Raw genomic sequence first — 12,887 nt, forward strand, 5'->3', positions numbered from 1 at the left:
TGAGAAACGCCCCCAGAATCCCCGCCAGACATTCCCGACCGTCATAACCCCGGCAGGCAGTACCGCAACGTACCCACCCAGACCGCAGACGGCAGACCGTGACGGAGCGCAGCTCCAGATAAACGGCAACCCGGGAAGCAAGGAGACATCGTGTATTCACAGAAAGACGTGCTGTCGATCGGCGCGCAGGCGCCGCTCGCCCCCGCTCAACCGCAGCAGCAAACCCAATCGCATGAACTGCAGCGCACCCTGACCTGGAAGGATGCCTTCTGGGTCACCAGCGGCGTGCCCGCGGGCGTGCTCTTCACCATCGGCGGCGTGTCCGCCACCATCGGCAACCCGGCCTGGGTGATCTGGATCCTCGCCATCCTGGTCGGCTTTGCGCAGTGCTTCGTCTATGCCGAGATCTCGGGCCTGTATCCGCACAAGTCCGGCGGCGCCTCGGTGTACGGCGCGCTGGGCTGGGTGCGCTACAGCAAGTTCGTCGCACCGGTCTCGGTGTGGTGCAACTGGGTGGCCTGGTCGCCGATGCTGGCGCTGGGCACCAGCCTCGCCGCCGGCTATATGCTGAGCGCGCTGTTCCCGCCCGATTCGGTCATCAACACCTGGCAGCTGACGCTGGTGGACCTGGGCTTTGTCAGCAAGGGCCTGACGCTGCGGGTGAACTCCACCTTCATCCTGGCCACCGCCTTCCTGCTGGTCACCTTCAAGCTGCAGCACAGCGGCGCCTCCGCCGCGGCCACCACGCAGCGCATCCTGGGCATTGCCTCGCTGACGCCGCTGGTGCTGATCGCGCTGGTGCCGATGTTCACCGGCGACATGCCGTCCACCAGCTTCCTGCCGCTGCTGCCGCTGACCCATGACGCGGCCGGCGCCCCGGTGCTGGGCGGCTGGAACGCCGCCGGCATCAGCACCGCCATGGGCGCGATGTTCCTGGCCTGCTGGTCGACCTTCGGCTTCGAGACTGCGGTCTGCTACACCCGCGAGTTCAAGGATCCGCAGAAGGACACATTCAAGGCGATCTTCTGGTCCGGCGTGCTGTGCCTGTTCATGTTCATCGCGGTGCCGATCGCCTTCCAGGGCTCGCTGGGCCTGTCGGGCATGCTGGAACCAGCCATCGTCGACGGCTCCGGCGTGGGCGCGGCCATGGCCAGGTTCGTCGGCGGCGGCGCGGTGGTGTTCAACGTGATCGTGGTGATGCTGGTGCTGGCGATCCTGCTGATCGTGATGACCTCGATGATGGGTTCGTCGCGCACGCTGTACCAGGCCTCGCTCGACGGCTGGCTGCCGCGCTACCTCTCGCACGTGAACGAGCACGGCTCGCCCACGCGCGCGATGTGGACGGACCTGGTGTTCAACCTGTTCCTGCTGCTGATGTCGAACTACATGGCGGTGCTGTCGATCAGCAACGTCTGCTACATGATCTTCGTGTTCCTGAACCTGCAGTCGGGCTGGATCCACCGCATGGACCGCCCGGACTGGGCCCGGCCCTACAAGTGCAAGAACTGGCTGCTGGCCCTGGGCGCGTTCTTCGGCTTCTTCGACCTGGCCTTCGTCGGCGCCGGCGCCAACTTCCAGGGCGAGCACACGCTGCGCAACGGCCTGATCGCCGCGCTGCTGATCGTGCCGGTGTTCGTGTACCGCCACTACATCCAGGACAAGGGCCGCTTCCCCGAGTCGATGCGCCGCGACATGGAGCTGCCCAATGCGCGCGCCGGCGTGCTGCCCTACGTGGCGCTGGTCGTCGGCGGGCTGGTGGTGTGGATCGCTGCCAGGCTGACTGTGATCACCTGACGGCTCCGGCGGGCCGGCCCGGTGCCGGCCCGCCCCCCTTCCCGATTTCCCTGCTTTCCCTGAATTCCGAGGTACCGCCATGACTGACACGCTCCGCGTGCGCGTCGGCCGCGTCGAGCCGCTGGCCGCCGGCATCAAGCGCTTCACCCTGCAACCCTGCGACGGCGGCGCGCTGCCCGCCTTCGACAGCGGCAGCCACGTGGTCGTCCATATGGACGGCGGCCGGCTGCGCAACGCCTATTCGCTGACCAGCACGCTGGGCGAGCCCGGCCACTACCAGATCGCGGTGCGGCTGGAAGAGGCTTCGCGCGGCGGCTCGCGCTATATGCACGAGCAGGTCAGCGAAGGCGACGAACTGCATATCGGCGCGCCCGGCAACCTGTTCAGCCTGGACCACGGCGCCGGCCGCCACCTGCTGATCGCCGGCGGCATCGGCATCACGCCCTTCATGACGCATATCCAGGCGCTGGCCGCGCGCGGCGCGGCGTTCGAACTGCACTACTGTTTCCGCAACACCCAGTCCGCCGCCTTCCTGGACGTGCTGCCCGCCACGCTGCAGCCCGGCCAGCTTCACCTGTACGAGAGCGACAGCGGCACCATGCTCGACATCGCCGCGCTGATCGCCGCGCAGCCTGCCGACACGCACGTCTATGTCTGCGGCCCGGCGCCGCTGAACGACGCCGTGGTCAACGCCGCGCGCGCCGCGGGCTGGGACGCGGGCCGCATCCACTTCGAGCAGTTCCGCAACGAGGTCGATGCCACCGGCGGCGCCTTCGAGGCCGTGCTGCAGAAAAGCGGGCTGACGCTGCAGGTCGGCGCCGACGAGCCGCTGCTGCGCGCCATCGAGAAGGCGGGCATCAAGGTGGACTGCATGTGCCGCGAAGGCATCTGCGGCTCCTGCGAGACCGCCATCCTGGAGGGGCAGGCCGATCACCGCGACCAGTACCTGTCCGATGCCGAAAAGGCCGCGCAGAAGACGATGATGCTGTGCGTGTCGCGCTGCAAGGGCCAGCGGCTGGTGCTGGATCTCTGACCACACCGTGATCATTCGCAACCTTTTGGTTGCGTTTCCCCGTCCGGCCTCCTAACATGCAACCACAACGTTGCCTATTCAAGCCTGAACAAGGAGACCGGACATGGCATCATCCACCGACCGCATCGAACGCAGCATCCTGCTGGCCGCCCCCATCGAACGCATCTGGCACGCGCTGGCCGACGCCGACACCTTCGGCAGCTGGTTTGGCGTGAAATTCGACGGCGTGACCTTCGCGCCCGGCCAGCGGGCCGTGGGCAGCATCACCTATCCCGGCTATGAATACCTGAAGTTCGACGTAGAGGTCGAGCGCATGGAACCACCGAGGCTGCTGTCCTGGCGCTGGCATCCGGCGCCAATGGAGCGCGGCCGCGACTATTCGGCCGAGCCGCCCACGCTGGTGGTGTTCGAGCTGAAGGAAGCCGAAGGCGGCACGCGGCTGACCGTGGTCGAATCCGGCTTCGACCAGATCCCGCCCGAACGCCGCACGGAGGCCTTCCGCATGAACAGCGGCGGCTGGGACGGGCAGATGGAAAACATCCGGAAGCATGTCAGCGGCGCAGCCTGAAACCTCCCCCGCGCTGGAACTGCGCGATGCGGCGACCGTCTTCGCCGCGCTTGGCGACGAAACCCGGCTGCGGCTGGTGGCAGCGCTGTGCGCGGGCGGCGCGATGTCGATCGCGCAGCTGACCGCGGGCAGCGCCATGACGCGCCAGGCGGTCACCAAGCACCTGCAGGTGCTGGCGCAGGCCGGGCTGGTTCGCGACAGCCGCGCCGGCCGCGAGCGCCTGTGGCAGTTCGAGCCCGGCCAGGTCGAAGCCGCGCGCCGGTCGCTGGAAGCGATCGGGCGGCAATGGGATTTCGCGCTGGCGAAGCTGAAGCTGGCGGTGGAGACCAGTCACTAGCCCCCCAAGGCGGTTTTCACCCTTGCTCGCGGGCAATGGACACCCTTTCACTCGCCGCTATACTGGGAGCCCCGCCCATCACAGCGAGAGGAAGCGCGCAGTGGCTGACCACGACCTGTCCAGGCTGAAAATCGACCGCGGCGCCGCCGCGGCCGGCGCCAGCATCCGCCCCCGGCGCAGGTGGCTGCGCTACGCAGTGATCGCGCTGGCCGTGCTGGCCCTGGTCGGCATCGCCATGAAGCTGGCCGGGCCGCAGGCGGTGCAGACCGCCACCGTCACCTCCGCCTATCCCACGCAGAATTTCACCGTGCTCAATGCCACCGGCTATGTCGTGCCGCAGCGCAAGGCGGCGGTCGCGTCCAAGGCGCAGGGCCGGCTGGAATGGCTGGGCGTGCTGGAGGGCTCGCACGTGAAGAAGGACGAGATCATCGCGCGGCTGGAGAGCAAGGACGTCGCCGCCTCGTTCGCGCAGGCCCAGGCACAGGTCCAGGTGGCGCATGCCAACCTGGCGCTGCAGCAGGCCGAGCTGAAGGACGCCGAGGTGAACCTGCGCCGCTCGAAGATCCTGATCGTGCCGAACGCCATCTCGCGCACCCAGTACGACGCCGACGTGGCGCGCTTTGACAAGGCGCGGGCCTCGGTCAACAGTTCGCGTGCGTCGATCGCCTCGGCCCAGGCCAATGCCCGCGCGGCCGAGGTCGCGGTGGAGCAGACCGTGGTGCGCGCGCCCTTCGATGGCGTGGTGCTGGTCAAGCATGCCAACGTGGGCGACAACATCACCCCCTTCTCGGCCGCCGCCGACACCAAGGGCGCGATCGTGACCATCGCCGACATGGAGACGCTGGAGGTGGAAGCCGATGTCGCCGAAGCCAATATCGGCAAGATCCGCGCCGCCCAGCCGTGCGAGCTGCTGCTGGATGCGCTGCCGGGATTGCGGCTGGCGGGGCAGGTGTCGCGCATCGTGCCGACGGTGGACCGTTCCAAGGCCACCGTGCTGGTCAAGGTGCGCTTTGTCGACCGCGATGCGCGCGTGCTGCCGGACATGAGCGCCAAGATCGCCTTCCTGTCGCGCGCCGCCTCGGCGCAGGACCGCCAGCCGGTGGTGGCGGTGCAGCCCGCCGCCGTGGTCACGCGCCAGGGCCGGGAGCTGGCCTATGTGGTGAAGGACGGCCGTGCGCATGAGGTGCAGGTCAAGCGCGGCGAAAAGCTGGGCGAACTGGTGGCCGTGCAGGGCGTCAAGCCCGGCGACGTGCTGGTGCTGTCGCCCGGCGACGATCTCAGCGACGGCGACCGCATCACCGTGGCCAAGCCGTAGAGAGGACAGCATGAGCGCAGCACCGCTGGTGCAGATCAGCCACGTCGCCAAATCCTACCGGCGCGGCGTGCAGACCGTGCCGGTGCTGACCGATATCTCGCTCGATATCGGCGCAGGCGATTTCGTCGCGCTGATGGGGCCGTCCGGCTCGGGCAAGAGCACACTGCTGAACCTGATCGCCGGTATCGACCGGCCCGACAGCGGCACGCTGCACGTGGCGGGGCTGGACATCACGCGCCTGCCGGAAGCCGAGCTGGCCGACTGGCGCGCCGCCAACGTCGGCTTTATCTTCCAGTTCTACAACCTGATGCCGGTGCTGACCGCGTTCGAGAACGTGGAGCTGCCGCTGATGCTGACCAGCCTGCCGCGCGCGGAGCGGCGCGCGCGCGTGGAGCTGGTGCTGGACATGGTCAACCTGGCCGACCGCATGAGCCACTACCCGTCGGAGCTGTCGGGCGGCCAGCAGCAGCGCGTGGCGATCGCGCGCGCGCTGATCACCGACCCCGCGCTGATCGTCGCCGACGAGCCCACCGGCGACCTCGACCGCACCTCCGCCGCCGAGATCCTGGCGATGATGCAGCGGCTCAATGCCGATGCCGGCAAGACCATCATCATGGTCACGCACGATGCGCACGCAGCGGCCGCGGCCGGATCGCTGGTGCACCTGGAAAAGGGAGAGTTGATCCGTGGCGAGGTTGCCTGACCCCTTATGTACGCGCTCAAGCTGATCACCCGCAACGCGCTGCGCCACAAGCTGCGCACCGCGCTGACGGTGTTCGGGCTGGTGATCGCGGTACTAGCGTTCGGCTTGCTGCAGACGGTGATCGACGCCTGGTATGCGGGCGCGTCTGCAGCATCCAGCGCGCGCCTGGTCACGCGCAATGCGATCTCGCTGGTGTTTCCGCTGCCGCTGAGCTACGAAAGCCGCATCAAGGGCGTCGACGGCGTGACCTCGGTGGCGCGCTCCAACTGGTTCGGCGGCGTCTATCGTGATCCCAAGAACTTCTTCGCGCAGTTCGCGGTATCCGACAACTACCTCGACCTCTACCCGGAATTCATCGTGCCCGACCAGCAGCGCGCCGACTACCAGCGCGACCGCAAGGGCGCCTTGGTCGGGCGCCAGCTGGCCGACCAGTTCGGCTTCAAGCTCGGCGACGTGGTCCCGATCAAGGGCACCATCTACCCCGGCACCTGGGAGTTCGTGGTGCGCGGCATCATGGAGGGCCGCGACGAGAGCACCATCACGCGCCAGATGGTGTTCCACTGGGAATACCTGAACGAGACCGTGCGCAAGCGCACCCCGCGCCAGGCCGACCAGGTCGGCGTCTTTGTGCTGGGCGTGGACAACCCCGACAACACCGCCGCGATCTCGCGCAATGTCGATGCGGTGTTCCGCAATTCACTGGCGGAGACGCTGACCGAGACCGAGCAGGCCTTTCAGCTGGGCTTTGTCGCGATGTCCAACCAGATCATCGCGGCGATCCGCGTGGTGTCCTATGTGGTGATCGTGATCATCATGGCGGTGATGGCCAACGCCATGGCGATGAGCGCACGCGAGCGCACCGTGGAATACGCCACGCTCAAGGCGCTGGGCTTCGGCCCCGGCTTCCTGGCGCTGCTGGTATTCGGCGAGTCGCTGGCGATCTGCGTGGCCGGCGGCACGCTCGGCATGCTGGCGACACCGCCGGTGGCAAGTGCCTTCAAGCAGGCAGTGGGCGGCGTGTTCCCGGTCTTCACCGTGTCGCCCCAGACCATGCAGCTGCAGGCGGCCTGCGCGCTGGCGGTGGGCGTCTTTGCCGGCATCGTGCCGGCGGTGCAGGCTGCGCGCGTGCGCATCGTCGAGGGCCTGCGGGCCATCGGCTAGCGCACGGAGACTGACGTGGCGATTCCGCTGACCTATATCGCGCGCAACCTGTGGGCCAGGCGCCTGACCACCGCGCTGACCGCGGGCGGGCTGGCGCTGGTGGTGTTCGTCTTTGCCACCATGCTGATGCTTGACGCCGGCCTGAAGAAGACCCTGGTCACCACCGGCGAGCAGAACAACGTGGTGCTGATCCGCAAGGGCGCCGAGACCGAGATCCAGAGCTCGGTCAACCGCGACCAGGCCAGCATCATGGAGATGCACCCGGCCGTGGCCATGAGCGGCGCGGGCCGGCCGCTGGCCTCGCGCGAGGCGGTGGTGCTGATCTCGCTCACCAAGACCAGCACCGGGCAGCCGTCCAACGTGGTGATCCGCGGCATCTCGCCGCCGGGCATGGACCTGCGCCCGCAGGTGCGGCTGGCGGCGGGGCGCATGTTCCGGCCGGGCTCGTCCGAGATCATCGTCGGCAGCAGCATCGCCGGCGGCTTCGCCGGGGTGCAGATCGGCGAGCACCTGCGCTTTGCCCAGCGCGACTGGACCGTGGTCGGCCACTTCGACGCCGGCGGCAGCGGCTTCGACTCCGAGATCTGGGGCGACGTGGACCAGCTGATGCAGTCGTTCCGGCGCAATGCGTATTCGTCGATGGTGGTGCGGCTGGCGGATACGGCGCAGTTCGACCGCTTTCGCGCCGATATCGACGTCGACCCGCGGCTGGCCGACGAAGCCAAGCGCGAGCAGACCTTCTACAGCGACCAGTCCAAGGCGCTGTCCAGCTTTATCAATATCCTGGGCTTCACGCTGTCCACCATCTTTTCGGTCGCGGCGATGATCGGCGCCATGATCACCATGTACGCCTCGGTGGCCAACCGCGTGGCGGAGATCGGCACGCTGCGCGCGCTCGGTTTCAAGCGCGTCAACGTGCTGGCCGCATTCCTGATCGAAGCCGCGCTGCTGGGGCTGGTGGGCGGCATCGCGGGGCTGGCATGCGCCGCGCTGATGCAGTTCGCGTCGTTCTCGACCACCAACTTCCAGACCTTCGCGGACCTCTCGTTCCGCTTCATTCTGACCCCGGCCATCACGCTGCAAACGCTGGCGTTCGCGATGGTGATGGGGCTGGCAGGCGGCTTCCTGCCGGCGGTGCGGGCGGCGCGGATGAATATCGTGGACGCGTTGCGGGCGCGCTGAGTGAGTCGCTTCCCTGCCGGTTTGCTCCCCTCTCCCGCAAGCGGGAGAGGGGAGCACGGCATCGGCATTCAAGAGCCAGTAGTCGCGGCCCCCGCCCCATCCTTTCCTTGCCTTATTCCACCCGCGCGTCTACAACCCGTAGTGATGCATGCTCCCCGTCAGGCACCGCCGGCGGCCAGTGCACCCCCGGCACGGCCAGCGGCGCCCGATGGCATTACCCGCAACCCTATCCGCCAGGACGCCCCCGATGAACCTCGACCTGCTGGGCTCGCTGCTGACTGCCGTCGTGGTGCTGCTGATCGGCACGCTGGTCAACCGCAGCGTCGGCGTGCTGTCGCGCTACAACATTCCCGACCCTGTCACCGGCGGGCTGCTGTTCGCGATCATCGCCTCGGTGGCGGCGGCGGCAGCGAACTTCCGCGTGGTGATCGATCCCGGCATGAAGCCGGTGCTGCTGCTGATGTTCTTCGGCGGCGTCGGGCTCTGCGCCGACCTGCGCATGCTCAAGCGCGGCGGCAAGGCGCTGGTGATCTTCCTGATCATCCTGCTGCCCTATATCCTGGTGCAGAACGTGGTGGGCGTGGCCATGGCCAGGACGCTGGACCTGCACCCCATCTTCGGGCTGGTGAGCGGGTCGATCACGCTGGTGGGCGGCCACGGCACCGGCGCCGCCTATGCCGAGCGCTTTGCCGAGGTCAACAACCTGCAGGCGGTGATGGACCTGTCGATGACGGTGGCCACCATCGGCCTGATCGTGGGCGGCATCATCGGCGGCCCGGTGGCGCAGTACCTGATCTCGCGCTACAAGCTGCGCTCGACCGCGCGCGAGGCCGGCGACACCGAGGAAGAAGCCGCCGCCGCTTCGCCCATCACCACCGTGGGCGCGCTGGCCTCGCTGGCCGGCATCCTGGCCGCGGTGATCGGCGGGCGCTGGATTGCCGCGCAGATGCCCACCGGCGCCATCACCATCCCCGGCTTCCTGTGGTGCATGATGCTCGGCATCGCCATCCGCAACCTGCTGCCCTTTGCCGGCGTGCGCTTTGACGACCGCGCCACCGACCTGATCACCAATATCTGCCTGTCGCTGTTCCTGGTGATGACGATGATGGCGCTGGACCTGGCCGAGGTGGCGCTGTCCGCCGGCCCGTTCCTGCTGATCATCGCGATGCAGGTGGTCTTCATCATTCTCTACGTGGTGCTGGTTTGCTTCCGCTTCATGGGGCGCGACTACGAGGCCGCGGTCACCTCGGCCGCCTTTATCGGCTTCAACATGGGGTCGACCGCCACCGCCATGGCCAATATGCGCGCCATCACGTCCCGCTACGGGCCGGCACCCACCAGCTACCTGATCACGCCGCTGGCCGGCGCGTTCTTCGTCGACCTGATGAACGCCTTCGTGCTGACCATGCTGCTGGCGTTGCCGCTGATCGGAGGCTGACATGCGCCGCGCCCTCCTCACCCTTCTCTTTGCCTTGCTGGCCAGCGCCTGGCTGGCAGGCTGCGGCGGCGGCCCGCCCGCCGACGGCATCCGCAGCGGCATCAACGAGCGGCTGGCGCAGGCGCTGCCGCCGGGCACGGTGGAACTGGCCGGTCTGGACCGGCGTGGCTCGCAGGCCGACACCAAGGCACCGGCCGGCGAAACCCGCCGTGTGGTGTATTTCGATGCGGAACTGAAACTGCTGCGCGACTACGACTTCGGCGCGTGGGACTCGCCCGGCGTGGCCGGGCTGGTGTCGGCGCTGGGCGCGGGCCCGCGCGGCATCACCGGCATCACCAGCGGCGGCAACAAGGCCGGCGACATCATCCGCGCGCATGGCACGGCGCTGTACCGGCGCGACGGCGAGCGCTGGGTCGGCGTGCTGCCGGCCGGCTACCGCCCCGCTGAAGCCCCAACCGTCGCCACAGATGCGCAAAGGGGCCCGGCGGCGATCCTGGACGCGATGCGCAAGGTGATCGAGTCCGTGCAGAAGGATGCCTCGCCGGCACAGCGCGCCGTGATCGAACAGGAGCTGACCACCGCGCACGCCAACATCCGCGCGCGGCTGGCACGGGTCAACGAGGGCTATGCCATTGCCGCCGGCGCCGAACATGGCCAGTACCTGCGCTTTGCGAAGGCGCTGGTGGATGGGGCGCGCGTGCGCGCGATCCCGCTGGTCACGCACGGCGGAGAAGAGAACCTGCGGCTGCTGCGCGCCGGCAAGGTCTCGGTGGCGCTGGCGCAGGGCGATGCGGCGCTGGAAGCCTACGAGGGCAAGGGCGTGTTTGCCGCCGACGGCCCGCAAGCCTCGCTGCGCGCCATCGGCAGCCTCTACCCCGAGCCCGTGCACGTGCTGGTGCGCGACGCCGATCCCGCCCGTTCGGTGTCAGAGCTGCGCGGCAAGCGCATCGCCGTGGGCGAGCGCGGCTCAGCCTCGCGCGTGACCGCGCTGCGCGTGCTGGCTGCGCACGGCCTGACGGACAAGGACTTCAAGGCCGAGGAAGTGGGGCTGGGCACCGGGCTGGTGGCGCTGCGCCAGAACCAGGTCGACGCGGTGATCCAGGTGATTGGCGTGCCGGCCGACAGCATCCGCGATGCGCTCGGCGAAATGCCGCTGCGGCTGCTGCCGCTGGACGAACGGGTCATCACCGCGATGGTCGGGCAGAAGGCGGGCTATTTCCGCGCCACCATCGCGCCGGGCACCTATCCCGGGCTGCACGCACCGGTGCGCACCATCGCCACGGCGGCGATCCTGGTGACCGGGCCGGACCTGTCCGATACCGAAGTGGCCGAGCTGACGCGGCTGGTCTACCGCCACGGGCGCGACTTTGTCGCCCGCGGCAGCGCCCAGGGCGCGCAGATCGCCGTGGCAACGGCGCGCGAAGGGCTGATGATCCCGCAGCACCTGGCGGCGGCCAAGGCGCTGGACGCGCTCGCGGCACCCGGCGGGACGCCCGCCAAGCCCGTTGAAACGCCCGCGAAGCCCGTTGCAACGCCTGCAGCCTCGGGCGCCCGTGCGCAGTGAGGCCCGGCGGGCTGTCCGCCGATCAGCCCGCCGCGCTCGACAAGCCTTCAGCCAGCCGGCAGCGCCGGTCCAGGAAATCGCTGGCGTGGCCGTTGCTGCCAGCCGCCGTGTCGACGGGCTGGTCGATCACGACAAAGCCTGCCCCGCCCTGCCGTTCCTGCACATAGGTGACAAAGATGCCGCGGTCCGGCGGCGCTGCGGCGCTCCCCTTGGTGCCGTCACGCACGAGCCGGAAAGGGTCGACCGCCAGCACCGGCGCGCTGGCCGGCACAAAGATCGCGCGCACCGGCTTGTCCTCGAGCCGCAGCGTGGTCCAGCCGGTGCCGATCGGCCCGGCCGCGCCATTGACCACGGCGCGCGCGGCCGCGCTGATGCAATCGAGATGGATATGCAGCTGGTCCTGGCTGCGCGAGGCGCGGGAATTGATCGCCAGGCCCAGCATGTCGTCAGGCACGGCCTTGCCAAGCGAGCGGCCAACGATGCCGCGCGCGGCCCAGCCGAAGGCCCAGGGATTGGCGCCTGCGCCGTCCCAGGCTTTGGCGTCGTCAATGCCGGTCACCGTCCGTGCCGGGATCACCAGGTAATGCGACTTGCCGATCGCGTCCTTGTAGAGCACCAGTCCCTGGGACCGGTCCACTTGCGCGCAATCGGGATGCGCCGCCGCAGTATTGCCAAGGCAGCGCTGCTGCACGTTGCGCCACAAGCCATCGCGGCCGCCCGACAGGACGCCGACGACGTTTTCGGCGGTGCAGCCAGCCAGGGCCAGGATGGCCGCCAGCAACAACGCAGGGGCACCGCGCCAACCGCGGGCCGGCGTCAGCGCCGGCACGAAACTCCGTAGAAAGTCCCGGCGCGTGGATTAGACACCACATAGGCGTGGCGCTGCGCCCAGAACTGCGCGGTACGGAAGGCCTCGGCCTCGCGCTCGCTCCAGTCCGTTGCAAGCAACGGCAGGGCTTCGGCATCGGTGGTGAGATAGACGCGCGCCTGATAGCGGGCGGATTGCAGCGTGCCGGTACGGATGGTGCGGATCGTGACGTGGAGGGTCATAGGCAGCTTCTCGACAAGGCGACTACCAAATCATAACCACTTCCGTGTGTTGGATTGGTGAAACCGTTGCGAATGTGCTAAGGCACCACAGATCTGTCAGGATCCGGCCCCGGCGCCGACTTACCCGCATCCTCATGCCTTCGGGAGAAAAACATGCCGGCCAACCCGCTCCGCAAGCCCGCCATCCTTGTGCTGACCCACCTTGCCGCGCTGGCCGTGGGTTTTGTTGCGGGCATCTATGTCTTGCCGATCCTGACAGAACAGGCTGGTGCCAGTGCCGAGCAAGTGCAGGCTGTGTCACAACAGTCGCGCTACACCGGCACCTTCCGCAAGGACTTGGCGGGCAGCGACGCGCTGCACTGGGTCAGCGGCCGGCTCCATGTTTCGCCGCAGGCGCTTGCCTTTGAAGGCAGCGTTGCGCCGGGGCCGGACTATCGGATTTACCTGGCGCCGGAGTTTGTCGACAACAAGGAAGCCTTCCTTCAGATCAAGGATCGGTCGCTGCAGGTGAGCGAGTTGAAGACCTTTGGCAATTTCGCTGTGGCGTTGCCGGCTGGCGTGGATCCGGGGCGGTATGCGGCAGTGGTGATCTGGTGTGAGAGGTTTGGGCAGTTTATTGGGGCGGCAAAGTATCGGTAGTCATCGCCATACGACCGGCTTGTGGTTCTTGGCAGGCGTGGCTGTCATGGCCATGCGACTGGCTTGTGGCCCTTGGCAGGCGTGGCTGTTTCGCCGGCGCAGC

Annotated in this window: 13 protein-coding genes; 11 read left to right on the forward strand and 2 right to left on the reverse strand. The window is 68.2% G+C overall.

The annotated features are described in order from the left end of the window. The first annotated feature begins 171 nt into the window (after positions 1 to 171). From CF68_RS28245 to CF68_RS28290, 10 genes are all read left to right on the forward strand, one after another. A complete protein-coding gene (locus tag CF68_RS28245) occupies positions 172 to 1,794 on the forward strand; it encodes an APC family permease (RefSeq protein ID WP_063832593.1) in 1,623 nt (540 codons plus the stop codon). A 79-nt stretch (positions 1,795 to 1,873) separates the two neighbouring features. After that, positions 1,874 to 2,827, forward strand: a complete 954-nt coding sequence (locus CF68_RS28250; RefSeq protein ID WP_035825452.1) for a PDR/VanB family oxidoreductase — start codon at positions 1,874 to 1,876, stop codon at positions 2,825 to 2,827. Positions 2,828 to 2,930: 103 nt separating this feature from the next. Continuing rightward, positions 2,931 to 3,395: an SRPBCC family protein gene (locus tag CF68_RS28255; protein ID WP_035825454.1), complete on the forward strand. Its 465-nt coding sequence runs from the start codon at positions 2,931 to 2,933 to the stop codon at positions 3,393 to 3,395. Continuing rightward, positions 3,376 to 3,732 (forward strand): helix-turn-helix transcriptional regulator, encoded by a 357-nt coding sequence (locus CF68_RS28260; protein ID WP_035825457.1) that lies wholly within the window; start codon positions 3,376 to 3,378, stop codon positions 3,730 to 3,732. The genes CF68_RS28255 and CF68_RS28260 overlap by 20 nt, the downstream gene beginning before the upstream one ends. Before the next feature lie 100 nt (positions 3,733 to 3,832). Next, positions 3,833 to 5,047 carry an efflux RND transporter periplasmic adaptor subunit gene (locus CF68_RS28265; RefSeq protein ID WP_035825459.1) on the forward strand — a complete coding sequence of 405 codons (1,215 nt, stop codon included), beginning with the start codon at positions 3,833 to 3,835 and terminating at the stop codon, positions 5,045 to 5,047. A gap of 10 nt (positions 5,048 to 5,057) precedes the next feature. Then, on the forward strand, positions 5,058 to 5,750 hold the full coding sequence (locus tag CF68_RS28270) for an ABC transporter ATP-binding protein (RefSeq protein ID WP_035825462.1): 693 nt from the start codon (positions 5,058 to 5,060) through the stop codon (positions 5,748 to 5,750). 6 nt (positions 5,751 to 5,756) lie between these two features. After that, on the forward strand, positions 5,757 to 6,911 hold the full coding sequence (locus CF68_RS28275) for an ABC transporter permease (protein WP_035825465.1): 1,155 nt from the start codon (positions 5,757 to 5,759) through the stop codon (positions 6,909 to 6,911). Between the two features lie 15 nt (positions 6,912 to 6,926). Then, positions 6,927 to 8,093 (forward strand): ABC transporter permease, encoded by a 1,167-nt coding sequence (locus CF68_RS28280; RefSeq protein WP_035825468.1) that lies wholly within the window; start codon positions 6,927 to 6,929, stop codon positions 8,091 to 8,093. Positions 8,094 to 8,340: 247 nt separating this feature from the next. Continuing rightward, entirely contained in the window at positions 8,341 to 9,531 is a 1,191-nt protein-coding gene (gltS, locus tag CF68_RS28285; RefSeq protein ID WP_035825471.1) for a sodium/glutamate symporter, read from the forward strand. A gap of 1 nt (position 9,532) precedes the next feature. Next, positions 9,533 to 11,095: a TAXI family TRAP transporter solute-binding subunit gene (locus tag CF68_RS28290; RefSeq protein WP_035825473.1), complete on the forward strand. Its 1,563-nt coding sequence runs from the start codon at positions 9,533 to 9,535 to the stop codon at positions 11,093 to 11,095. Between the two features lie 22 nt (positions 11,096 to 11,117). On the opposite strand, the gene CF68_RS28295 is transcribed toward CF68_RS28290, so the two are convergent. Further along, positions 11,118 to 11,924 carry a CDP-diacylglycerol diphosphatase gene (locus CF68_RS28295; RefSeq protein WP_035825475.1) on the reverse strand — a complete coding sequence of 269 codons (807 nt, stop codon included), beginning with the start codon at positions 11,922 to 11,924 and terminating at the stop codon, positions 11,118 to 11,120. Then, complete coding sequence (locus tag CF68_RS28300; protein WP_010810991.1) at positions 11,912 to 12,145, reverse strand: hypothetical protein; 234 nt, start codon at positions 12,143 to 12,145, stop codon at positions 11,912 to 11,914. The genes CF68_RS28295 and CF68_RS28300 overlap by 13 nt, the downstream gene beginning before the upstream one ends. A gap of 153 nt (positions 12,146 to 12,298) precedes the next feature. Between CF68_RS28300 and CF68_RS28305 the strand changes: the two genes are divergently transcribed. Next, a complete protein-coding gene (locus CF68_RS28305; RefSeq protein ID WP_035825478.1) occupies positions 12,299 to 12,784 on the forward strand; it encodes a DM13 domain-containing protein in 486 nt (161 codons plus the stop codon). Positions 12,785 to 12,887: the final 103 nt, after the last annotated feature.

Origin of the sequence: Cupriavidus sp. SK-4 (assembly GCF_000611125.1) — a bacterium.
GTDB lineage: Bacteria > Pseudomonadota > Gammaproteobacteria > Burkholderiales > Burkholderiaceae > Cupriavidus > Cupriavidus necator.

Excerpts from the sequence above, each read along its gene's own strand:
- CF68_RS28290 (WP_035825473.1), top strand. The coding sequence starts at position 9,533 with ATGCGCCGCGCCCTCCTCACCCTTCTCTTTGCCTTGCTGGCCAGCGCC.
- CF68_RS28255 (WP_035825454.1), top strand. The coding sequence starts at position 2,931 with ATGGCATCATCCACCGACCGCATCGAACGCAGCATCCTGCTGGCCGCC.
- gltS (WP_035825471.1), top strand. The coding sequence starts at position 8,341 with ATGAACCTCGACCTGCTGGGCTCGCTGCTGACTGCCGTCGTGGTGCTG.
- CF68_RS28260 (WP_035825457.1), top strand. The coding sequence starts at position 3,376 with ATGTCAGCGGCGCAGCCTGAAACCTCCCCCGCGCTGGAACTGCGCGAT.
- CF68_RS28275 (WP_035825465.1), top strand. The coding sequence starts at position 5,757 with ATGTACGCGCTCAAGCTGATCACCCGCAACGCGCTGCGCCACAAGCTG.
- CF68_RS28270 (WP_035825462.1), top strand. The coding sequence starts at position 5,058 with ATGAGCGCAGCACCGCTGGTGCAGATCAGCCACGTCGCCAAATCCTAC.
- CF68_RS28250 (WP_035825452.1), top strand. The coding sequence starts at position 1,874 with ATGACTGACACGCTCCGCGTGCGCGTCGGCCGCGTCGAGCCGCTGGCC.
- CF68_RS28305 (WP_035825478.1), top strand. The coding sequence starts at position 12,299 with ATGCCGGCCAACCCGCTCCGCAAGCCCGCCATCCTTGTGCTGACCCAC.
- CF68_RS28300 (WP_010810991.1), bottom strand. The coding sequence starts at position 12,145 with ATGACCCTCCACGTCACGATCCGCACCATCCGTACCGGCACGCTGCAA.